Origin of the sequence: Streptomyces sp. CBMA123 (assembly GCF_014596465.1) — a bacterium.
Lineage (GTDB): Bacteria > Actinomycetota > Actinomycetes > Streptomycetales > Streptomycetaceae > Kitasatospora.
In genome coordinates this window covers 17340-39288 of the sequence record NZ_MECK01000046.1, presented here as the reverse complement: position 1 = coordinate 39288, position 21949 = coordinate 17340, and the positions used below count along the sequence as shown (strand labels likewise).

Here is a 21949-nt window from a genome sequence, read left to right as displayed (position 1 = left end):
GACTTCATGTCCACTCAGAACAAGGACCTGTTCTACGGCGATACCGGCGCCCGAATCACCGAAGGCGTCAAGGGCGTCTTCACCCCGGAGATCTGGACCACTCAGCTTCTGGATGATCTTGAGGACAAGCTGATCCTCGGTAATTCCAAGTTCACCAACCGGGCCTATGAGGGTGAGTTCCACAAGGGTGGCGACTCCATCCGCATCCCGCACTTCCGGTGGACCGATGATGACGGCAACGACATCGTCAACGACTATGGCATCGTCAAGGCCTACGGCAAGGTCGGTAACCGCGACCACGCTCAGCTTGAGTACATGCGCATGACCGTGCAGAAGGGCAGCTCCTTCCATCTGGAGATCGACAGCGTCGACCAGCTCTTCACTCAGGCCGGCGCCGACAAGCTCTCGGACCTGATCCGCAAGCGCGCCCGCATTCAGGCCGAGTCCATCGAGCGCACTCTCGCGACCACGCTGATGTACGCAACGCAGGGCCTGGACTACAACTCGGTCGAGGCCAACGTCGTACCGACCGCGAAGCTTGAGGGCGGAACCATCGAGCTCCTGGACCCGGTTCTCAAGGACCAGGGTGCCCAGGTCTCCGATGGTGCGGTCTACAACACCATCGTGGACATGGTGACGCAGCTGGATATCAACAACGCGCCGGATGATCGCGTGATTGCGGTTTCCCCTCACGTCTACCGCTCTCTGCTCAAGGACCCCCAGTTCATCGACGCGAAGCGATACGGAGGCACGCCGGTTGTGCCGAACGGCCACATCGGTATGGTCCTGGGCATTCCGGTCCTGGTATCCAATGCCCTCGGTTCCCACGACCGGACCAAGAGCCCGCTGATCCGCAACCTGACCTCGGACCTGAACAAGCTCGACATGGCAATGTTCGCCACTGACGCCATCTCCCTGGTCATGCCTTTCGCGGAGATGAAGGCCTATGAGCCGGAGGATTCCTTCACTGACGCGATCAAGAGCCGCCTGTTCTACGACGCCAAGGTCATCCGTCCGGAGCAGGTCATGGCAGTCAAGTCCTTCGAGAAGGCATCGACCACCAAGGCCACCAAGTAAGCCTTCCACTCCCTTTTTTTGCTCCAAAAGTTGACTTGCGGAGCGAATTATCCTCTGAAAGGAGGACGGAGGGTGACTGAGAATCCTCTCGTCACTGTCGATGATGTGGCCGCCCGTCTCGGGCGGCCCGTCTCCGACGAAGAGAAGCCCCAGTTCGAGGCCTTCATCGAGGACGTGATCGGCCTCATCGAGGACTACTGCCAGGCGGACTTCCGGTTCCACGAGAACGAGATGGTGTCGATCCCGCTGGCGCTCTCGATCCAGCTCGAACTACCGAGGCGCATGTTCCCGTTGGCGGGCATCTCCTCGGTCCTCCTGGACGGCCAGGAGGTCACCGACTACCTCCTGAAGGGCGGCTCCCTGTGGCGCCGAGGAGGGTGGATACCGCGCCCGTTCCACGGGATCGGATCCAGCACCTCCGACGTGCAGGTGACAGCTTCCTGGGGCTACCGGACCTGCCCGGCCGGCCTGATGGCCATCGTCTGTGCCGAGGTGATCCGGTGGGCCGCCCTGCGGCCCGGCGTCTCCATGGAGCGCGTGGGCGAGCTGGAGACCAGCTTCGGTTCAACCCCGGGGCAGGCCTCCCTGTCCGAGGCCACCCTGAAGGCGCTTCGCCGCCGCTACCGCAGAGGCTCCTTCCGCACGGTCACGATGCGGAAGGAGGACACCGATGCCGTTCTTCAGGCACACCATCTCGGTTCTTCGCGCTGGTCTCACTGAGGACGGCTACGTCCTGGAACGCGACTGGGCGAACGCCTCCGTGGTGTTCACCGGCAAGGCGTCCCACCAGCCGATCGGCGGCACGTCCCGCCGGGTGTTCACCTCAGCCGACCCCGGCCGGGAGACCGAAACCGAGCAGGCCGTCTTCTACATCCTGGGCCAGGTCGACGTCCGTGACACCGACCGCGTCGCCTTCGAGGGCGAGCACTACCAGGTGAACGGCGCGCCCCAGTTCTGGGATCACGGTTCCGCCCGCAGCAACCACACGCGCGTCCAGGTCTGGCGGGTGAACCACTGATGGCGGTCGAACTCGTGCTGGACCCCTACGCGTTCGAGGAGATCTGCCGCACCTCCCCCGAGCTCGAAGCCGCTCTCCTCCGGATCTGCGAGGGCATAGCCCGGCGGGCCATGGCCCTTGCGCCATACCGCAATCGGGCCCGGCACTGGAACACCATCAAGCGGCAGTTCGAAGTCCGCGTTGCCCGTGGAGAAGGCCTTGTCGTGATCGAGCCCGACCACCGTGTCCGTCACGTGCTGCTGCTCAACTTCGGCTTCACGGACAGCGCCGGGAAGCGCCACGCCGGCTCTCACTTCCTTGAGGCCGCTCTGAGAGAGGCCCGATCACAGTGAGAGTCGACCCTGCAACCTTCCTCGTGGAGTACCTGCGTTCCTTGGAGGAGTTCAAGGGCGTCTTCATCTCCGGCGACATGGTCGGCCGGAGCCCCGGAACCTCCGCCGTCATCGTGGAGCACGACGGCGGCCACCGTGACGTCCGGGACCGGATGGACCGGGCCGGCTTCTCCATCAACACCTACGCCGCTTCCAAGCCGCGGTGCTCGAAACTGGCCTACGCCGTCCGTGAATACCTGTTGGAGCACATGCCCTCGATGGTGCTCGACACCGTTCAGGTTCTCGACGTGGCGGAGACAAATTCGCCACGTTCGTTTCCTGATCCTGAATCTCGTGAGGCCCGCTTTCTGGGCACCGTCGAGATCTATTTCGTTGAAGTCAGCCCAAGGAAGACAGTATGAGCAACAACAGCAAGAAGAACATTCGCTTCGCTCCGAACGGCCAGATCTGGGTTCACTTCGGTGAGGACGCCCCACTTCCCCTCAAGGTCGACGAGGACCCGAAGATCCTCAACTTCGCTCCTCTCGGCTACGCGAATTCGGACGGTGTGACCATCACTCCGAAGATCGAGACTGAGGCGGTCGAGGTCTGGCAGTCCGCCGTGCCGGTGCTCTACACCGTGAAGAATGCGTCGTTCCAGGTGAAGGCCACCCTCATGGAACTGAACGCCCCGAACACCGAGCTGTTCTATGGCTCGAAGTGGGAGCCGGCCGTCGACAAGGACGACAAGCCCATCGAAGGCCAGTACCGCCTGAACATCGCATCGAACCCGAACCTGGACACCATCTCCGTCATTGTCGACTGGAACGACGCCAGCGCGCAGTACCGCGCAGTGCTCGCCCAGGCCATGGTTTCGGACCGAGGCGCCATCACCCTGACTCGGACGAAGAACCAGGCTTACGAGCTGACCATCGAGGCCCTCGATGACGGCAACGGCAATCTGGGCTACCTGATCACCGACGACAAGAACATCATGCCGTCGACTCCGGGTGGCACCACCCGAAGCGTCACCACTTCGGGCCCGACCTCCAAGGGCTAACTTTTTTTGCTCCAAAAGTTGACCTGCGGATCGAAAGCCTTACCGGGCTGGCTTTAACCGCCCGGCCCCTCTCTCTTCACTCTCCATCTGCGCTATTCAAGTTTCGAGGTACCCCCATGACTGCCACCACGAAGGTTCAGGCCGCCAAGGCTGTTGCGGCGACCGGCAAGCGTCCGTCGATCGCTCAGGACGAGGCCCTGGAGCAGGAGACGAACTTCGACTTCCGAGGTACCGAGTACACCATCCCGGCCCCACTGGACATGCCGGTCGAGGTCATGGAGCTGGCCGGCTCTGACGACACCGTGGCCATGCTGAAGGCACTTCTGGGTGAGGACCAGTGGGCCGTGTTCCTCTCGGAGAAGCCGAAGATGCGCGATCTCCTGGAGTTCGCCGAGGCGATTTCCGAGGCTGCCGGGTTCGGTGAGCCGGGAAACTGATCCTGCTTTCCGTCGCCCTCACGGATCACCTTCCGGAGTTCGAGTCCGATTGTCTTCGATTCTTCCAAACGGACGTGTGTGATCTCTGGCGAGGAAAGCTCTCGCTCCGCCGCCTGTGCGTACTGGCCCGGATGCTCCTGCGAATGCCGGGCCAAAGTCTATTCGCCTCCTGCATCAATGAAGAGATGTCCTGGGGGCCGCAGGAGTACTTGACTGCTCGACTGGTCGACTCCCTTGAGGTGTCGAACTGGATGTTCCTGAAGGCGAACTCCGGAGAGGGCGCCACGGACATCCCGTTCCCTGAATCGGTTCCGCGCCCCGGCGAATTCGAAGAGGCCCAGCACGAGGCCTCCGCGCCGGAGATGACGCCCGCTGCTGCTATCGCGGCGTTCTTCGCCAACCCGTTTCAGATCTAGGGAGTAATGATGGCCGAACCGATCAAGGTGGGGTCCGGCTACATTCCCGTGACTCCCCGCCTGGACAGGGATGGCCTGGACAAGTTCCGGCTGAGCCTGATGCGGCAGATGGAAACGCTCGGCCGCAACGCGTCGAGCAGCCTGAGCACCGGCCTTCTCGCCAACGAGGGCAAGATGCGGACGGCCGGCCGCAGGATGGGCCGGGCCTTCGAGGAGGGCATGGTCTCCTCCTCCCGGGCCACCACCGCGGCCCTCCGGGAGCTCAACACCGCTACCGCCCGTCTCGCACCCGAACTGCGCCGGATCACGGCAGAAGCCCGGGTGGCCAGGGACGTCCAGGAGCAACTGGCCGCCTCGATGGCGGCTGCCGCTGCCGCTGCCGACCGCCAGGCCGCCGCCCAGCTCCGGCTGGCTCGGGCGGAGAGCGACGGCGTCGTCGCGGCTCAGCGGCACACCACCGCCCTCCATGCCTTCGCGACCGGAGCTGTGGCCGCAGGGCACGGCATCACCCGCTTCGTCTCCGGCCCGCTGCTGGCCCTTGGCGTCGGCGTGGTCGACGTCTCGGTGAAGTTCGGCGACCTCCGGAACCGGACCATTGCAGCCATCGCCGCATTCCAGGGCCAGGACGCGGCGGTCAAGATGGTCAACACCCTTGACCAGATGTCGAAGACGCTACCCGTCAGCGTTGACGACATGTACAAGCTGGCTCGAATTCTCTCCTCTCTGGAGACGAATGTCGCGCCGGTCACCGACGAAGTTCACGCGATGTCGAATGCCATCGCCGCGCACCACCTGAACACCTCCCAGGCAAACCGGGCGATGATTCAGTTCGAGCACATGCTCATGGGTGTCTCCATCAACTCCAAGGAGTTGAACACCCTCACGATGGACGGCATCCCTGCCTGGGACCTGATGTCCCGGGCTACGGGAAAGAACATCGAGCAGCTCAAGAAGATGTCCAAGGAAGGGAATCTCCTTTCTAAGGACGTCATGCCGAAGCTGATCCACTTCCTGAACACGGATGAGACTTACACCAAGTCCGCCGCTGCGGCGAACGAGTCGCTACAGGGTTCCTGGCTCAAGCTCACCAACGTTCTCAAGGTCGGTCTCGGCTCCAATGAGAAGACGGCGAAGTCGGTCGAGCATCTGGCCGGCTCCGTCAGCGGGTTTGCGGATGCACTCGACAGTGCGATGCCGTTCCTTACGGTGTTCGCCGCGAAGATCATCGATGTCTTCTCCAAGATAATCTCCTGGGTTTCGCGGTTGGCTGTCTGGTTCTCCACGCTGCCTAAGAATGTCCAGAACGGCATCGGCAAGGTCCTCATTGCCATTGCCCTCCTCGGCCCTGCCATTCTGATACTGGGCCAGCTTGCCCATGCCATTCTGGGAATCATTGCCATCACCAGGACGCTTGGTGCGCTGGCCGCCATTCTGTCTGGTCCTGTCGGTTGGGTCATTGCTGCGATAGCCCTGGTCACCGTCGGACTTGTTGCGCTATACCAGCACAACAAGTCCTTCCGGGACTTCTGCCAGAGGGCCTGGACAGACATTCAGCTGGCCGTCTGGGTCGCGTGGGCGCAGTACATCAAGCCTGCCTTCTTTGCGACCAAGGACTTCATCAGGAACGACTTGATCCCGGCCACTCTGTGGCTGTGGCAGAACGTCATGGTCCCCGCGTGGAACGGGATATCCACCGCCGTCTGGATCGCCTGGTACCAGTACCTGAAGCCGGCGTTCTTCGCGACCCGAGACTTCATCTTGAACGATCTGGTCCCGGCTACGCTCTGGCTCTGGCACAACGTCATGGTTCCAGCCTGGGACGGAATATCCGCGGCCGTCATGTGGGCTTGGCGAAATGTCATTTACCCGGTCTACGACGCCTTTCGGGTATTCATCGTAAGTTACTTGATACCGACAGTTACAGACTTCTGGAAGAATTGCATAGTACCGGCCTGGAATGGCATTAGCACGGTCATAGCAGTCGCCTGGTCTGACGTGATCTACCCGATCCTCCGACTATTCTGGTCGGTAATCCGAAACATTCTCTGGCCGGGCATCCAGCAGTTCTACACCGATGTCATCAAGCCGACCTGGGACCTTATCGGCTGGGCAATTCAGACGGCCTGGAAGGTCGTCATTCAGCCGATCCTTCATTTGTTCGAATGGTTCATCAAGAGCGTTCTCGGACCGGCCATCAAGTGGTTCTACACAGACATTGTGAAGCCCACCTGGGACGGAATCGGTACCGCGATGTCCTGGACCTGGGATCACGTGATCAAGCCCGTGCTTGACACTTTCGGAAGCGCGATTCTCGGCCTGTCGAATTTCTTCGACAAGTCGAAGGAGGCGATCAAGAAGACCTGGGGCGAAGTCAGCGACATCGTCCAGGCGCCGATCAAGGCCGCGATCAACTTCATCAACAAGGAACTCCTCGGTTCGGAGAAGAACCCGAATGGCGGCGTGAACTGGGTTCTTGACAAATTGGGAATTCCGACGATTCCGAACATTCCGGGATTCGCCACCGGTGGCATTGTGCCGGGCTACGCGCCCGGCGTGGACAACTATCCGGCGATCCTTTCTCCGGGTGAGGCGGTCCTTCGACCGGAGGTTGCTCGGTCCATTGGACACAGCCGAATTCTCTCCTGGAATGCGGACGCGGTTGCAGGCCGGCCCCTCCGGTTCGCCGAAGGCGGCATCGTGCCTCCGGCGCCGAAGAAGAAGAAGGGCTTCGACTGGAACCCGATCCACTGGGTTCAGTCCGCGGTGGGCTGGGCTGAGGACCAGCTTGCCAAGGGTGCGAAGTTCGTGTGGGAGCACACGGCCAAGCCGATCGTTGACGGCCTGGACAAGACGCTCGCCGGTACCCCGATGATCCTCTCCCGGCTCGGCATGGCCCCGGCCCACTCGGTCTACAACGCCGTCGACAAGTTCCTCGCCGGGGTGGACGAGAAGGGCTCGAAGGGTGGAGGCTCCGGCCCTGCCCCGACCGGCCAGGTGAAGTCGTGGATCGATCAGGCGATCGCCCTCACCGGCGTGAGTCCGGTCGACCTGTGGGAACGCGGCATGGGGACCATCGTTCAGCGCGAGTCCGGCGGCAATCCGAACGTCGTCAACAACTGGGACTCGAACGCCGCGGCCGGCACCCCGTCCAAGGGTCTGGCTCAGGTGATCTGGCCGACCTTCGCGGCCTACCACCAGGCCGGAACGTCCTGGGATCTGCTCGACCCGATCGCCAACCTGGCGGCCTCGATCAACTACATCGTGGCCCGCTACGGCGGCATTCAGAACGTGCAGCAGGCGAACCCGAACTTGCCTCCGAAGGGCTACTGGAGGGGCGGCCTGGTCACCTCGCGCACGTTCGCCGAGATCGGCGAGCGCGGGCCCGAACTGATCCTCCCGCTCACCGACGAGCGGCGGACCGACCAGCTTCTACGGATTGCTGGATTGAAGGATCGAGCCGGTCACACGGTGATCGTCAACGCAGCCCCGGACGTCCCGTCCGAGCGGCAGATCATGAGGGCCCTGAACACGGCCGCCCTGATGAACGGGTTCTAGGGACACGGCCCGGCAGGTCAGCCTGCCGGGCCTCTCCCTTCCCAACTCACCAACCGAGAGGAGGAGTTCAGGTGAGCGAATACCGAGTCCTGGTGCGAGACCGCGACTTCAATCCGATCGGCCAGGTCGATGACTTCCTGGAGTTCCAAACCGTCCTGCGCTACTGCGACACGGGCCACTGGCAGATCAAGATCATGGCCGGCACGCCGCACGCCCGACTCTTCCAGCCGGGGCACGGCATCGTCGCCTACCGAGACGGAGTCGACAAGCCGATCGTCTCCGGCCCCATACAGACCATTGAGAAATACTGGACGATCGACACCGACTCCGGGCCCGGCGGCCTGATCATCTCCGGGTGCGATGACAACTACATCCTCGAAGCCCACGTGGCCTACCCCAACCCCGAGCGGCCGGTCAGCGGCCAGGACAGCGCCTCCTACACCAACGGCGGCGTCCGCGCCGCCCAGGCCGTGGAGGAGATGGTCAGCCGCAACGCCGGCGCCCTGGCGCTCGACGGCCGCGCGCCTGCTCGCTTCACCACCCCGGACGGCGACAAGCAGCCCTGGCACCAGTTCGGCAAGGTCACCCCGTTCAACCTGCAATGGGACAACCTCCGGGACGGCCTCAAGCCGGTGTGCGACGCGGGCAGCGTGGGCTGGCGGACGGTGTACGACGCCGAGACCCGCCGCGTCCAACTCGACGTCTTCGAGCCCCAGGACCGCAGCGGCCTCATCCGCTTCTCCGAGGACCTGGGAAATCTCAAGGAGTTCGTCTACTCCATGAAGGCCCCGAAGTACACCCGGGCCATCGTCGCGGCCCAGGGGCAGGGTGCCGAACGCTTCATCAAGGAGTACATCGACCAGGAGGCCGAAGAGTTCTGGGGGATCGTCTCGGAGACCTTCGTCGACGCCCGCGACATCCCGGTGAAGAAGGCCAGCGCCTCGGACGGTACGCCCGTGGCCGCCGACGAGGACGTGAAGGTCGAGGATGCCCTTGCGGCGCTCGACGCCAAGGGGCAGCAGGCTCTCCTGGACAACGGTCCGCAGGGCAACTTGCAGCTGTACCCGATCGACACTCCCCAGCAGACTTTCGGCAAGGACTGGTTCCTCGGGGACACGGTGACCTGCATTGTCGACGGCGAGGAACACTGCGACATTGTGCGCCAGGTGACCATCGAGGTGGACTCGAATGGGCACAGCATTACTCCCGTGATCGGGGATCAGGGAACCGGCACCCCTGCGAATGTGTTCGGCGAGATCAAGAAGCTGTGGCAACGAGTTCGAGAACTGAGTGCGAGGGTGTGACCGATGCCGATTCCTGCGAAGTACTCAGAATTCCCGGACCCTGGCGGACTCGGCAAGAACCCCTACAAGCCGGTCAAGTGGCCTCACACCTACGTGACTTGGACCAGCACCAACGGCGACGTCATCCCCCTCACCGGGGACATCTCAGGGAAGCAGCCGGCTGGGCTGGCCATCCAGTGGGGGCCGTCCGGCTTCGACCTGCCGACGTACGACCTGCACGCGGACCAGCTACCGAACATGGACGGCGCCATGTTCCGTACTGTTAGGGCGACTTCGAGGGACATCACGATCCCGCTGTACATCCGCGGCCTTGACCGCAAGTCGCTGATCACCATGAAGAACCGGCTCTTCTCGGCGCTGAGCCCACACGCCGGCCCAGGGCTCCTCACCGTCCGAGACGGCAACCTCCCGGCCCGGCATCTGAAGTGCTTCTACGTCTCGGGCCTTGAAGGCAACGAGGTCCAGGAGAGTGCCGGCTTCCTGCATATCCGGTACGCAATGATCCTCCGCGCCATGGACCCGTATTGGTACTCCAACAGCGAGAACCAATTCGACTGGTCGCTCAAGTTGAGCGACGTCGGGTCCTTCCTGTCCCCGCCGAAGGACCTCCATCGGAAGTTCCTCAATCCGCTCCGCATCGGCTCGGCCTCGCTCGGCCCCGAAGGGGTGGTCGAGGTCAACAACCCCTCCTCGGTGGAGTCCTGGCCCGTCTGGTCGATCTCCGGCCGTGCTACCGGCCTGAAGATGCTCAACACGACCACGGGCAAGAGCTTCGGCTTCTCCTCGACCTACACGGTTCCGGCCGGCCAGGTAGCGACCGTGGACACCCGTCCGGGGTTCAAGACCGTCGCCCTGGACGACGGAACCAACCTGTGGCCCCGCCTGGCCCCGAACCCCGCCCTGTGGGCTCTGGCGCCCGGCAAGAACACGATCAAGGTCGAGGGCGGCGACTACGACGACAAGACCCTGATCCGCCTGCATTTCACCCCCCGCTACCTGTCTTACACCGGTGGCTGACAAGACGAAGGATTGAATGAATGGCTGAGAACTCCTGGCCCTTCAACGAGGGCGACGGCGCCAGCGTCGATCAAGTCCGCTGGCAGAAGATGGCCGCCGCGTTCTCGCCGTCCGGCGTCATCGGCAAGGCCACCGACAACGCCCTCTCGGTGGCCCAGAACCTTTCCTCGCAGCTCCCCCGGACCGTGGACGTCCAGCCCGGCAAGGCCTTCGTGAAGGGCTTCTGCTACGAGTCCGATTCCGCGGTGACCCTCCAGTTCTTCGAGAACCCGGACATGAACCCGCGCATCGACCTCGTCGTCCTGGAGCTGGACGTGAGCAAGGGGGTCGTGAAGCTGGCGACCGTGAAGGGCTCGCCGGCCTCGACCCCTCTTCCTCCGAGCCTCACCCAGGAGCTGGGCGGCGTGTGGCAGATCGCCATTGCCGAGTGCACGATCGCTTCCTCGGCAACCTCGGTGAGCACGATCTATGACCAGCGGGTCTTCATCGGCAACTCGCTCCCGCAGGTCCACAGCGACCTCGGACGCACCATGATGGGCACCCCTGGCGACATCGTGTATGCCCGGGACTCGGCCGGCGGTGAGGCCGTCTGGGGCTATGCCGGAAACGGCGGCTGGTCTCCGATCAGCAACCTCGGACCCACCCGGAAGTACCGGCCTGAGCTTCACGGCCTGGCGACCCAGGACGGTATCCAGGCCACCGGCCACTTCCAGTGGGTGGGCTCCAACATGTGCTGGGTTACAGCGAACCTCCAGAACGTCTCCGGGAGGGACCTGCGGAACGGCACCACGCCCCTCTCGGTGTCCCTGCCGTTCTCGCCGCGAGGCGGAATCACTCAGCTGATGAACGCCATGCTGTACCGCGACAATGGCGGCGCAGACCCCCTGATGCTCCAGAACGGCAATGCCTGGACGGGCGGCTGGAACCTCGCCTGGCTGTCGTTCCCCAACAAGGACTGGGGTACTTACTGGCTCCAGACCTTCCCGAAGGACGCGAACCTCTGGTTCACGGGCCTGATCGAAATGGACCTCTTCCACGAGGGGAGTAGCTAATGGCAAGGCGCAAGTTCGCGGGTGACGCAGCAACGCCCGCCGAGGACAACAGCGGGGCCCGCCTTCCCGGCGTCACCGGTACTGTCTGGGATGGCCTCGGGAAGGACGCCCGACAGGTAACCGACCTCCAGGACGCGACCGGCAATCCGATCAAGAACCTGACGGCCGACGCCCGCGGCATGGTCCCGGAGTTCCGGGGACCGGACAACGACGTCTTCCGCCTCTGGGTCGACTTCGGCCCCGGCCGCATCGCCATCGAGGCCAACGACACCCCGGACAAGCTCCAGGAGCACGCGAAGGGCACGGACCCGCACGGGGACCGCGCCTACGCCGATCAGCGGTTGCAGGGGTACGCACAGCTCGCTGGGGGCAACCGGGCGGAGTCCTCCGGCGTCCCGTGGCTCCAGGTCGAGGGCGACGTCACGGGGACCCGGCCGGTCCTCCAGGTCACCGGCAAGGGCAACGGCAGCGCCGTCTTCCAGGTCTCTGAAGGCGGCGACGCGGCCGTCAAGAACCTGGCCGTTCACGGCAATGTGAACGCGGACGGGGATCTCCGTTGCGGCAATCTCGCAACGCAGGGAACGGTGACCGCTCGCAATGTCGGCAATGCTCGGATGTTCTCAGGGCCGAAGCCTCCAGAGAACCCTTCCCCGGGCGATGTGTGGGTGCAGTATGGGTAATGCGTCCTACGTCTGGGACGGCTCAACGTGGCAGGTCGCCAAGACGAACATCTACGACGGCAAGGCCTGGAAGCCGGTCGGCGAGATCCCGATGTACGACGGCCACAACTGGCGATCCGGCGGGCAGACGCCCGAGGAGTTCCCGATGTTCGTCGCAGCCAGGAGCGCAACGTTCAGGGACCGGAACCACGTCTCCCTGTCCATCCCTCCAGAAGTCGCGATGGGCGACATCGTCGTGTCGCTGTGCGCGTCGTATGGCTCGGTGACGAAGCCGGCCAACGGGCTCCGTCCGGTGGTCGACCTGCTGAAGCTCCGTCCCTCGGACATCCACCTGACTCTGAACATGTTCCTCTGGACGCCGGATTGCGGTTATGAGAGCTCCTTCGAGTCGTTCGGCGAGGACGACAACATGACGGTGGCCAACCTGGTCTACCGCCACGGTGATACCAGCTCCATCCCGGCGAAGCCAGTGATCTCGTACAAGACCTACGAAGGCGTCGACAGGGCCGCCCTGGACCCCGCCGACGACTTCACCACCCTCTACGTCGCCATCGCGGCCTCGAAGGACATGACCGCCGCGGGCTGGCCCCGAGGTGTTCAGCGGCGCGTGAGCGAGCACGGACCGTGGCAGACGGAGACGGTGCACATCATGGCGGCCGACACGGTCGGCTCCGGCTTCACGCCCGGCGACCTGGTCTTCGATTCGCTTGCCGATCAGCTCGCCATCGCCGTGATCACCATCCCCGGCAAGCAGAACCCCGATGGGAAGCCGACCTGGATTCTCGGCGACCAGCGGGCATCCGTACTCGGCTTCTCGACTGTTCTGGAGTAACCCCATGGCCCTCCCCAATCTGGAGAAGTGGGCAGACCGCGAGGTGGTCTCGCCCGAGAAGATGAACGTCCAGGTGTACGACGTGCACCAGGCTCTTTACGACAGCACGACACAGTTGCAGAGCAACGTCAGCAGCCTCAACCGTGACGCCTACCGCCTCGGCCAGAATCCGGTTCTGTCTCTCGAAATCAAGAACCCCTTCGACGTCCCCAACAACGTCTCGGTGGCTCCTGAATGGGACCTCACTCGTCCCGCCGCCAAGGTCGGCGACTGGGTACTCGACAACCCTCGCCAGTTCACCATTCCCGAGGCCGGCGTGTATCGCGCGCGGTTCCAGTTCGCCTGCTACGTGGACAACGTCCGTGGCGCCGGCGCCGGAAAGGTCCGGGGAACGGTGACGCTTCCCTACAACTACAAGGCCACTCAGGATCTTGTCGTGTCGGGCATGGAGGACCACCTGAGGACCTATTGCGTCGAGGTCGTAGGCCATTGCAGCAAGGGCGACAAGGTAGGAACCAGCATCATTTGCTGGTGGGCGGACGCGCATGTCCACGACACGGCCATGATCTCGCTGACCATCCAAAAGATTGCGGACCTACCGGCATGAACCTGAGAGCTTGAGAGGCACTGCACGATGAATGCACTCGACTACATCCTCGGTGGGGGCCTCATCGCTGCGGTGACTGGCGTGGTGCAGCTCTACCGCATGGTCAAGGAAGGCGCGAAGGCCGACCGCAGCGAAATCCTCGGCACCATCAAGCACTGGAACGAGGACCTGGTGGACCGTGTCGAACGGCTTCAGGAACTCTGTGACAAGCAGACCGAGGAGATCGCCAAGCTCCGCTTCCGAGTTGTCGAACTGGAACTCTTCATCAAGAAGCACGACCTTCCCGTTCCCGACTAACGACCACCAACACATTCCGCATGGAGCCTTCGGGCTCCTTTTTTCATGCCCTCAGGAGGACACAATGGCCACTGGCGCCCGGACACTCATCAGCAAGGCGAAGACCTACGTCGGGTACCGCGAAGGGGCGGGCAACAGCAACCGCTTCTCCCAGGAGATGGGACGCCCCGCAGAGTCATGGTGCGCCGACTTCATCGCGGCCGTGGCACGCGAGACCGGCAACGCCGACATCATCCCGAACACCGCATCGTGCAGCGTCGCCCAGGAGTGGTACCGAAGCCGCGGCCGGCTGTCCGAGTTCCCCGCCCTGGGGGCCCAGGTGTTCTACGGCGACTCGACCTCGACCTACGGCCCTGGCGGCTCCCACACGGAGATCGTCTACGCGTACGACCGGGACCACATCTACACCGTGGGCGGCAACACCAACGACTGGGGCGGCTCCGAGGGCGTGGGTGTCTTCAAGCGGACCGTCTCCCGCCACTCGAACTGGACCCACTCCTACGGCTACCCGAAGTACCCGGAGGGCATCGTCGGCGCGGACAAGAACCTCGTCAACGTCTACTTCGGCCAGGAGGCCAGCGAGGCCGACATCCCGGCCGGCGGCGCGACCACCCCTCCGCCTGCGGGCACCGTGACCATTCACGGCTTCGAGTACGGACCGGGCGCCCACGGCGACCACATCACGTACATGGGCAAGTGCCTTGTGGCCGCCGGTTGTTCCCGGTACGCGGAGGGACCGGGGCCGACGTGGGGAACTGCCGACACGGAGTCCGTGCGCGCCTACCAGCTCGCGATCGGCGACACGGACAGCGCCGACGGCCTCCCGGGCCAGGCCCAGCTCACCAAGTTGGAGACCGAGCACGGTCAGGGCCTGTGGCCGCTCAGCAACCAGCCTGCGGAGCCGACTCCCCCGCCGCAGCACGATCCGGTGGCCCCTCAGGTGACCGGGATTCCCGGCAACATCTGGGCGCGCAACGACAATCGCACGCAGGTGAAGAACGAGCAGCTCGCGACGATCGACGTTGACGGCAGCAAGAACGGCGTCGTCCTGGACGGCGAGGCCCACCAGTACGCGGCCGTCACGATGTCCATCGAGGCGACGATGTCGCCCGGCTCAGCTCTCGCGTGCCGGTACTTCAAGGCCAACAAGGCGACCGGGGCCCGGACTTACACCATGCCGGCCGCCCGCTTCGTGGCCGACGAACAGGGCCTCGTGGATGCCCAGTTCACCTACACCAACATGCTCTGGCCGGGGGAAATCCTGCTGGCCGAGGTGCAGGGCAAGGACTCCAAGGGCCTCGACTACACGGTTTCTGCCCGCACCACCGCAGGTATCGCCTGGTAGCCGCGACCGCAATGACGGATTGCGAGATTGAAGGAAGGGGTTGGTCGTGAAGGGTGTCGTCTCGTTCCTGCTGGCCAACTCGGCTCGCGTCCAGGCCGCCTTGGTGGCGGTGCTGGCGCTGTTCACGAACTGGGTCAGCCCGGACGTTCAGGACAAGATCGTTTCCCTGGTGATGCTGGTCATCTCGCTGCTCGGTGGCGAGCTGGTCCACCAGGCCCATACCCGCGCCGTCCGGAAGGCCGGCGTGGAGAACCTGCCCTCCGAGCAGGTGAGCAACAGGACGTCCCCGGCCGAGCAGCCGGGGAGCGCAGAAGAGAGCGCGTTCGGACCCATGGTCTAAACGCAGAGAGCCCCCAGGTAATCCCAACTCCGGGATGCCTGGGGGCCTTTCTTGCATTCCGGCTTACTACGAGCGGCGGAAGATCAGGTAGAACATACGCCGGTCACCGGTCAGCTTCTCAACCTTCTCGGTCTGCACGTGCTCCAGCCTCCAACCGTGCTCTTCGATGGCCTCTATGGCTCGGTCGAGGACGCCGATCGGACCCGAGTAGCCGATCTGGCCGATCTCCTCAATAACCTTGTAGGCGAACACCATTTGGCCAGCCTCGCGGGCAGCCTTGGCCGCTTCCCCGTGCCGCCCCTTCGCCTTCGCCTGCTTGATCTGCCCGAATGCCATTGCCTCTCCCGGTTGGTTTCACTTCGTTCCAGAACCAACCGGGGACCTTACCAGGAGCTACCAACAGGAAGGCCGCCCCGAAGGGCGGCCTAACCCGCTGCTATGGGCTGATCAGTCCTCGGATTCTTCACTGACGCTCTCCACCGAAACGAAGGCTTTGGGAGTCCACCACCCCACAAGCTTCCCCGTCTTCACGTGGTAGATCGGCTTGCCGTGGGAAGACTCCTCCGGCACCTGCCTCTTCGACTCCGTCTTGCCGTCAGCAGACCCCACCGGGGTCTCGCTGTCCAAACGGTGATCGACCCCCTCAGTACCCGGCTCGATCCCGAGCGCCGGTTCCAAGGGGACGTCAGCCTCTACGGGGCTCTCCTCTTCCCTGGATGCCTTGGCGCCGGCCAGCTGACCCGCCGCCGTGAACTGGCCTGTGTAGAGGCCGCTGTGCTTGGACAGGAAGTCTCCCGCGGCCTTGCTGTCGTACCGATCCTCAGCGACATCCGCGAAAGACTCGGCGAAGTCGAGCATCCACCCCAGGGTGCCCTGGCTGACGGTCCCCCAGCGACCACCGCCATACGGACGGAGCGCCATGAGCTCCGCATAGATTTCAGGGTCTTCCTCTCCGCCTTCCTGAAACAACCCCGTACCCTCGAAGTACTCCCACAGTCGCTTCCCAGTCCGAACCTGGACGTTACCCATTTCTTCTCCCTTGTGCTTTCCGTGAATGAACCAGAGGTACGCAACCTCGTAGTCCGCGTTCTCGATGGTTTTAGTGGAAAGTGCCGACTTGTCTCTGAGCCATTGCTTCGCACTCCTGGTGAAGCTGTCGAGCGTCGTCCCAAAGTGCGAAGCGACCTGCCCCCAGGGGTCTCCACTGTCGACGTCGCTGGTCTGAAGGTTCCGCATTACGTGCTTCGTGGCCCGGCTTTCGGTCACTTCTCTTCCTCTCCACAAACGAGAGAGCGGGCCCGCACCAGCCAGGCCCGCTCTTCTTCGTCTTCGTCGCGCAGCTCCGCCGCGCACTGTCGGTCTACGTGGTCGACCCCTACAGGAGCGCCTGGAGCGGGTTGCCGACTTCGGCCGGCTTCTCCTCGAAGGCCGCTGCGGCCGGTCGGCCCTGCTTCCTCGCCTCGGGCAGGGGGATCACCTGCGCCGTCTCCTCGTCGGCCTGGTCGACGTCGTCGCCCAAGTCCTCCATGTCGTCCTGGTCGGTGGCACGGAACCGGTACATCTCCGCCGTCCGTCCGAGCGCTCCGGATTCGTCCCAGAACACTTCGATGTCGTCCATCTCCTTGACGGCCGCGCGGACACTGACGGCACTGGCCCGCGCGCCCAGCGCACGCACCAGCTTGGAGTGCTGGGCCTTTCCGCCAAGGCGGACCAGGTGCTCCCTGATGTAGTCCGGCAGGGTCTTCACTCCCCGTCCGTTCGCCGCCAGACTTGCGAACTGCTCAACCGCTGTGAACGAGTACTCAACGAAGGCGCGGGCCGCTTGAAGGTCAGTGCTGGTCACCTCCTTCCGCTTGTCGAAGAGGCACATCAGTGCCGCCACCCGCCGGATGTGCTCGATCACTCGGGCTCCGAAAGGCTTCAAGGAGGGCACGCTTGCGATGTGCTCCCGGATGGGTCGCTCCATCTCGTCCGCAGCGTCCAGCGCGTCTTCCGTCAGCGAAAGGAAGGGCGTTCGGCGTGAGTGACGCAGGGCCTCCGCGAACCACTCCTGTGCCTTCACTGTCAGCGCCGGGGGTCGACGGTGCCGCTCCGACAGCCAGTTTTCCTGCTCGATGGGAACAAAGATCTGTCGGTTGTACGAACCGCCCGACGCGTCCCGGGCGGACATGCAGGAAGCGAAGACCTCGGGCTGAATGTGCCCGAGGAAGGCCACGTGGGGGTCTTCGACGACAACCCGGTCCTTGCCTGTGCCCCCGGCCACGGTGACAGAGTCAGCCAAGTCTCGGATGTTGGCGGAGAGCGTGGGGTTCCTGGTGGCTGACATCAGGATGCGCTGCCATTCGCTCTCGAATACCAGCGCATGGTTGCTGCGGTTGAAGACCTCGATCAGCAGGCCCTTTCCCCCTGTCACACTGTTGATCACATTGCTACCCATGAACACCGGGTCGGCGTTCTGCGCAATGTCGCGTGCCATGCTCCACAACTGGCCCTTGCCTTCACCGGACTCGCCGACGATCACCACTTGCAGCGGGAGCGCCAGGCTTCCTTCTCCGCGCTGGACTCGGGTGTCGTCCGCCATGGCCGACAGGACCGCGAGAAGGGTTGCTCCAAGCCCGATCGGGCTCCAATTCATCTGAGGTGCGAACTCGTCCACCAGGGTCTTGAGTCGCCCCGTGAACATCCCGCTGTAGTCAGCCGAAGCCATGTCCTATCTCCCCTCACACCGGAAGGAGCGCCCGAGCGCCCCGCTTGAGTTCAACGTCCGGAAGCTCATCGTTGGCAGGGAACTCCCCTGCCTCCACGCAATTGGCGAACACCCGGGCCCGGCTCGCATCCAAGACCGGCGTCCGATGGTGCCGAGCCTCGGCCACCTTGTGCGCCGCTGGCTGCTTACCGAGCACGATCATCACCGTGTCGGCGTCTACATGCCCAACGACCCGGTACCCCGCGTTCTCCAGCGCCCGCCGCGCGTCCGAGTGGTTGTAGCTGGGGATGTTACCCGTGACCACGACCGTGCCCTTGAAGTCCTCGTCGTCCTCTGACGGGTCCTCTGGGAAGTCCTCCCACAGTCCCAGGCCGGTGGTGTCGAAGCCCCCTTCGGGGGCCTCCTCCCGTTCCTCCTGGGCGCCTTCATCCTCCTCTGGCCCCGGCTCCGCTGCGGCCTCCTCCTCGGAGGCTTCGACGGCGCGCATCTCGGTCCGGCAGGGTTCCCCCAAGGCCTCAACGAAGAACCCCACAAACTTGTCCTCGTGCTCCTGGCAGAGGTCCCAACCCTTGGCGCCGATGAACACTTTGCACGTCCCGGGAACGTCGTCCACCCCCTTCTGGGCATGTGCGTCACAGGTCGCCACGAACTCAGTTCGAACTATCTTGCGAATTGCCATCGTTCTACCTCTCGGCATTGCCTGACACTCTATGACAAGGGGCACCACTGCGGGTGCCCCCCATCAAAGAACGTCAGGTCAACTTGCCTGCTCCAACCAGAAATTCAGACCGGCCTGCGTTGCAGTGGCCGCCCGAAGGTAGTCCTCCGCCAATTCGCGAGTGAGCATCGGGCCGACAGCAGACAGTTCGTCGACGCTGCCATGCCGGATCTCAACCGCTCTGCGGACGCTGTTTACCGTGTGGGGCGCGCGTTCGCCGTCCGTCACCGACACCAGGCCACTCACTTCGTTGCCCTGTGTGTACAGAACGGCCCAGTACAGGAGAACACCGTCACTCATGCGGCCAGCTCCTCGATACGCGCCCGCGCAGACCGGTCAAGGTGGCAGGCCGGATACCACCTGATGGCTTCATGGTCTGCCAACTCCCATGCCAGGCAAGCGAAATCAGACCACCAATCCGACGCTTCGCCGTGTCGCGTGTGGTCGACGGCGAAGTGTCGCCGGACAAGCGCGTTCAGTTCATAGGGGGAAGGATCTGCGCCCAGCTTCTCGTAGGGGCGCCCCGCCGACCGCTTCACCTCCCCGCGACCGTCCAGGACGGACACCCGGTAACCGCCCCTCTCATCGTTCGCCCACTCGACCACCACCGAGAGGGCGAAGGTTTCCGGACCCAGGCCGGCCGCTACATGGGTGTACGTCACAGGCGTCCAGGCGCTATCGGTCACTTGCTGATCTCCAGATCTTCGATCAGGGCGACGAACACGCCGCCCGGGTGCACCAGGTATCCAACGATGTTGGTTTCACGCGGAGTGTGCACGATCGCAGCCGCACGCATCTCCCCACTCACACGGAGCAAGGCGCCGCCGATGATTCGGCCGATGACCTCCGCCCCATTCATGTCCCTACCGGACACCCTCACGTCCGGCGAAATGTCTTCCGGCTTCACTGAGCTTCCCCTTTCATTGGCATTCCCGCACTCCCTCAGACGTTTCGGAGCACGACGCCATATCCCGCATAGAGCCTGACAAAGTCATAGTCCTGTTCCACATCAACGCGATACTTGTCCAGGTCGATGTATCCCATGAGTTCATCCGGCAGCTCGTGCGCTGTCTGGAAATCCTCGTAAAGGAAGTCGTTCACACTGTCAACCTTGGTGACCCACCTGTCATGAAAGAAGTCGGGCGAGTCCCATTCGACAAAATGTGACCCGGTCGACGAGATGACTGCCTCTATCACCTCATTGTCAGCTACCTGACGAACGGTGTCGGCGATTTGGCAAACGTGGTCAATCGAGGTGAACTCGCCGACCTCGACACCTGACGGGAAGTCGTCCGTGTCATGAATGGCCCAATCCTCAGAAACCCCAAACTCGCGGGCAGCACAAGGCGACTTATTCAGCATTTCCCGAATTTCGCTCATGACTGCCTCCACGTCCATATGGATGTCTAGGTCAATCCATCGCCCGTGAAGTACGCCACCGTTATAGTCAAGCAGCGAGGCGACATAGATACGCATGCTGGTCTCTCCGAAGTATCCGAGTGGTTCTGACGGCCCAAGGAAGCAATCCCGGTCACTTAGTACCGGGACCACTCTCAAAGTCCGTTAGAGGAGGCTTACGCCCAGTTGGTCCACCAGCTACGAAGCTCCGCCTCCTCAATGCTGTAGCACTCTTCAACGATCTGACGGAATGAAGCGTCTGGGTCGTCCAATATGGTCAGCGCGGCATTCACAACCACGCTCAGGAGATCGGTGTCACGCTCTCCACCGTTGAGTTCTTCAATGACGAGATCGGCGGCATCAAGGATGGCCTTGGAAACGGCATTGCGGGTATAGGTGCTCACGGGTTCTCTTTCTCCTCGTACGACTGATGAGGCCTACGGTTGGCGGAGGTTGCGTTCCCTGATCTGGGAGTCCTTGAGCTCCCAGTCCCCGTGCTCGGCGCAGTAGGCCGTGCTCACGCGCAGAGCGCCATTCGGAAGGAAGTCCATCCATCGAGTTGCCAGAGCATCACACTCGTTGAACCCTGTGTTGCAGCCGATCTTTCCGTCGTCGCGCTTGCGGTAGTGCTTTGCCGCCATCACCGATCATCCTCCGTAACGAATGCTTCGCATGTTTCACACCATTCTGGGCAGTTCATTGCCTCCCCCTGTCCCATTCCGGCATGGCACGTCATGCACACAGCCCACGCCCGAACGGTGAATATCAGTCGAGTGCCGCCGCATCGAATGCAGCTCAACCCGTGCATTATTCGCTGCCACCCTCTTCCGCTTCCTCGCATTCGGCAATGGCGCACTCCTCGCGGAACGCTTCGAGCCCATCCCTCAGCACCTTTTCGAAGTCGTGGCCGTAGGAGGCAGCAAGGTGCCCGAGATCGCAGATTAGATCCCCCACCACCTCACGAAAGCAGTCCTCTTCGTGCAGCGCTTTTGCTTCCCCGTGCTGGCCAGTCTGGGCCGCGAATTTCACCGCAACCCGCGCCCAGTAAGCCCGCTTCTCGTTCATTTCAGATTCGGACTCCGCCATCACCGGCACTCACCCTTCATGAAGTCACGCCACTGCGGCCGGAGCACACTTTTAACGTGCACTCGAATTTCCTCCGCCTCCCAGTAGCGTTCCGCGTGCAGAATCACCGGAATGCCGTGCGCAGCGTCTCGGGGGACATCTACCGTGCCGCTCCCACTGGCGTCCCGGAATGCCACGTAGAGGTCCCACCAGAGGGCATGCATGTCGTCCGTGAGGAAGTCGGCCCGTGCCCGGATGTGCGTTGCGACGGCAGACCCGAATCGGTGGGCGTCGGCTTGTTCAATGGCGAATGTGTGCATGGTCATCCCTTTCGGTTGAGCGAGTAGGCAGCACTGAGCAGCCAGGGAAAGGCACGCTTTCGCGCGCCCAACCCAAACGGTTCAGTGGAGCGATTCACACGCGCCAGCAAAGCCAAGCCGCGCGAGGTGTCCGGGCAGCAGTTCGCCAGACTCAGTGAGGGCCGGTATCAGGCGGTCAATGTCCGGCCCGGTGTAGTTGTAGTCCCACCCCTGGCACGTCTCTGCCGTCTCCGGGAACCAACGTTCTAGATCCCGCGCCATGTGCTCGGCACAGGCCGTGTAGTCGGCAGGTTCGTAGTAGAAGAAGCGCCCTTCCGAACTCATCACTTCACCATCCGAGTGGGAACACCCTGGGAGCAGTGTCCGCAGAATCCTCGCGTGAACATCCCGCAA

31 protein-coding genes are annotated in these 21949 nt (G+C 63.3%); 18 read left to right on the top strand and 13 right to left on the bottom strand.

All coding sequences use genetic code 11. The features are described 5' to 3' along the window. The first annotated feature begins 6 nt into the window (after window positions 1-6). The 18 genes from BG452_RS07930 (at window position 7) to BG452_RS07845 (ending at window position 15348) form a co-directional block, all read left to right on the top strand. Window positions 7-1077 carry a hypothetical protein gene (locus BG452_RS07930; protein WP_188303479.1) on the top strand — a complete coding sequence of 357 codons (1071 nt, stop codon included), beginning with the start codon at window positions 7-9 and terminating at the stop codon, window positions 1075-1077. A gap of 72 nt (window positions 1078-1149) precedes the next feature. After that, window positions 1150-1797, top strand: a complete 648-nt coding sequence (locus BG452_RS07925) for a phage gp6-like head-tail connector protein (RefSeq protein WP_188303478.1) — start codon at window positions 1150-1152, stop codon at window positions 1795-1797. Next, window positions 1748-2095, top strand: coding sequence for a hypothetical protein (locus tag BG452_RS07920; RefSeq protein WP_188303477.1), 348 nt, complete (start codon window positions 1748-1750; stop codon window positions 2093-2095). The genes BG452_RS07925 and BG452_RS07920 overlap by 50 nt, the downstream gene beginning before the upstream one ends. Then, window positions 2095-2427, top strand: a complete 333-nt coding sequence (locus BG452_RS07915) for a hypothetical protein (RefSeq protein ID WP_188303476.1) — start codon at window positions 2095-2097, stop codon at window positions 2425-2427. The genes BG452_RS07920 and BG452_RS07915 overlap by 1 nt, the downstream gene beginning before the upstream one ends. Window positions 2428-2450: 23 nt before the next feature. Then, window positions 2451-2828 carry a hypothetical protein gene (locus BG452_RS07910; protein ID WP_188303475.1) on the top strand — a complete coding sequence of 126 codons (378 nt, stop codon included), beginning with the start codon at window positions 2451-2453 and terminating at the stop codon, window positions 2826-2828. Further along, the gene (locus BG452_RS07905; protein WP_223241906.1) at window positions 2825-3466 is read left to right on the top strand and encodes a hypothetical protein; all 642 of its coding nucleotides are present in this window, start codon (window positions 2825-2827) and stop codon (window positions 3464-3466) included. The genes BG452_RS07910 and BG452_RS07905 overlap by 4 nt, the downstream gene beginning before the upstream one ends. A 116-nt stretch (window positions 3467-3582) precedes the next feature. Continuing rightward, window positions 3583-3903: a hypothetical protein gene (locus BG452_RS07900; RefSeq protein WP_188303474.1), complete on the top strand. Its 321-nt coding sequence runs from the start codon at window positions 3583-3585 to the stop codon at window positions 3901-3903. Window positions 3904-4034: 131 nt separating this feature from the next. Next, window positions 4035-4319 carry a hypothetical protein gene (locus BG452_RS07895; RefSeq protein ID WP_188303473.1) on the top strand — a complete coding sequence of 95 codons (285 nt, stop codon included), beginning with the start codon at window positions 4035-4037 and terminating at the stop codon, window positions 4317-4319. A 9-nt stretch (window positions 4320-4328) separates the two neighbouring features. Next, entirely contained in the window at window positions 4329-7874 is a 3546-nt protein-coding gene (locus tag BG452_RS07890) for a tape measure protein (protein ID WP_223241905.1), read from the top strand. A gap of 71 nt (window positions 7875-7945) precedes the next feature. Continuing rightward, window positions 7946-9178, top strand: a complete 1233-nt coding sequence (locus BG452_RS07885) for a siphovirus ReqiPepy6 Gp37-like family protein (protein WP_188303472.1) — start codon at window positions 7946-7948, stop codon at window positions 9176-9178. Between the two features lie 3 nt (window positions 9179-9181). After that, entirely contained in the window at window positions 9182-10195 is a 1014-nt protein-coding gene (locus tag BG452_RS07880) for a phage tail domain-containing protein (RefSeq protein ID WP_188303471.1), read from the top strand. 20 nt (window positions 10196-10215) lie between these two features. Next, complete coding sequence (locus tag BG452_RS07875) at window positions 10216-11247, top strand: hypothetical protein (RefSeq protein WP_188303470.1); 1032 nt, start codon at window positions 10216-10218, stop codon at window positions 11245-11247. Beyond that, window positions 11247-11927 (top strand): hypothetical protein, encoded by a 681-nt coding sequence (locus tag BG452_RS07870; RefSeq protein ID WP_188303469.1) that lies wholly within the window; start codon window positions 11247-11249, stop codon window positions 11925-11927. The genes BG452_RS07875 and BG452_RS07870 overlap by 1 nt, the downstream gene beginning before the upstream one ends. Next, a complete protein-coding gene (locus tag BG452_RS07865; RefSeq protein ID WP_188303468.1) occupies window positions 11920-12759 on the top strand; it encodes a hypothetical protein in 840 nt (279 codons plus the stop codon). The genes BG452_RS07870 and BG452_RS07865 overlap by 8 nt, the downstream gene beginning before the upstream one ends. Window positions 12760-12763: 4 nt before the next feature. After that, entirely contained in the window at window positions 12764-13366 is a 603-nt protein-coding gene (locus BG452_RS07860; protein WP_188303467.1) for a hypothetical protein, read from the top strand. A 27-nt stretch (window positions 13367-13393) separates the two neighbouring features. Next, entirely contained in the window at window positions 13394-13663 is a 270-nt protein-coding gene (locus tag BG452_RS07855; RefSeq protein ID WP_117490912.1) for a hypothetical protein, read from the top strand. 64 nt (window positions 13664-13727) lie between these two features. Further along, complete coding sequence (locus BG452_RS07850) at window positions 13728-15008, top strand: peptidoglycan-binding protein (protein ID WP_188303466.1); 1281 nt, start codon at window positions 13728-13730, stop codon at window positions 15006-15008. Between the two features lie 46 nt (window positions 15009-15054). After that, window positions 15055-15348 carry a hypothetical protein gene (locus tag BG452_RS07845; RefSeq protein WP_188303465.1) on the top strand — a complete coding sequence of 98 codons (294 nt, stop codon included), beginning with the start codon at window positions 15055-15057 and terminating at the stop codon, window positions 15346-15348. A 66-nt stretch (window positions 15349-15414) separates the two neighbouring features. Here the strand turns inward: BG452_RS07845 and BG452_RS07840 are convergent, their stop codons facing one another. From BG452_RS07840 to BG452_RS07780, 13 genes are all read right to left on the bottom strand, one after another. After that, entirely contained in the window at window positions 15415-15684 is a 270-nt protein-coding gene (locus BG452_RS07840) for a hypothetical protein (RefSeq protein WP_188303464.1), read from the bottom strand. A gap of 111 nt (window positions 15685-15795) precedes the next feature. Next, window positions 15796-16614, bottom strand: a complete 819-nt coding sequence (locus tag BG452_RS07835; protein ID WP_188303463.1) for a hypothetical protein — start codon at window positions 16612-16614, stop codon at window positions 15796-15798. A 109-nt stretch (window positions 16615-16723) separates the two neighbouring features. Beyond that, window positions 16724-18055: a DUF3987 domain-containing protein gene (locus BG452_RS07830; RefSeq protein ID WP_188303462.1), complete on the bottom strand. Its 1332-nt coding sequence runs from the start codon at window positions 18053-18055 to the stop codon at window positions 16724-16726. Between the two features lie 13 nt (window positions 18056-18068). Continuing rightward, complete coding sequence (locus BG452_RS07825) at window positions 18069-18734, bottom strand: hypothetical protein (RefSeq protein WP_188303461.1); 666 nt, start codon at window positions 18732-18734, stop codon at window positions 18069-18071. 78 nt (window positions 18735-18812) lie between these two features. Beyond that, complete coding sequence (locus BG452_RS07820) at window positions 18813-19073, bottom strand: hypothetical protein (protein WP_188303460.1); 261 nt, start codon at window positions 19071-19073, stop codon at window positions 18813-18815. Further along, on the bottom strand, window positions 19070-19459 hold the full coding sequence (locus tag BG452_RS07815; protein WP_188303459.1) for a hypothetical protein: 390 nt from the start codon (window positions 19457-19459) through the stop codon (window positions 19070-19072). Before BG452_RS07815 ends, BG452_RS07820 begins: the two co-directional genes overlap by 4 nt. After that, on the bottom strand, window positions 19456-19680 hold the full coding sequence (locus BG452_RS07810) for a hypothetical protein (RefSeq protein WP_188303458.1): 225 nt from the start codon (window positions 19678-19680) through the stop codon (window positions 19456-19458). Before BG452_RS07810 ends, BG452_RS07815 begins: the two co-directional genes overlap by 4 nt. A 35-nt stretch (window positions 19681-19715) precedes the next feature. Further along, window positions 19716-20249: an antirestriction protein ArdA gene (locus BG452_RS07805; RefSeq protein ID WP_188303457.1), complete on the bottom strand. Its 534-nt coding sequence runs from the start codon at window positions 20247-20249 to the stop codon at window positions 19716-19718. 98 nt (window positions 20250-20347) lie between these two features. Beyond that, window positions 20348-20575 (bottom strand): hypothetical protein, encoded by a 228-nt coding sequence (locus tag BG452_RS07800; RefSeq protein ID WP_188303456.1) that lies wholly within the window; start codon window positions 20573-20575, stop codon window positions 20348-20350. Window positions 20576-20608: 33 nt separating this feature from the next. Then, window positions 20609-20812 carry a hypothetical protein gene (locus BG452_RS07795; RefSeq protein ID WP_188303455.1) on the bottom strand — a complete coding sequence of 68 codons (204 nt, stop codon included), beginning with the start codon at window positions 20810-20812 and terminating at the stop codon, window positions 20609-20611. Between the two features lie 166 nt (window positions 20813-20978). Further along, on the bottom strand, window positions 20979-21257 hold the full coding sequence (locus tag BG452_RS07790) for a hypothetical protein (protein WP_188303454.1): 279 nt from the start codon (window positions 21255-21257) through the stop codon (window positions 20979-20981). Next, entirely contained in the window at window positions 21257-21556 is a 300-nt protein-coding gene (locus BG452_RS07785; protein ID WP_188303453.1) for a hypothetical protein, read from the bottom strand. The genes BG452_RS07790 and BG452_RS07785 overlap by 1 nt, the downstream gene beginning before the upstream one ends. 81 nt (window positions 21557-21637) lie before the next feature. Beyond that, window positions 21638-21880 (bottom strand): hypothetical protein, encoded by a 243-nt coding sequence (locus BG452_RS07780; RefSeq protein WP_188303452.1) that lies wholly within the window; start codon window positions 21878-21880, stop codon window positions 21638-21640. Window positions 21881-21949: the final 69 nt, after the last annotated feature.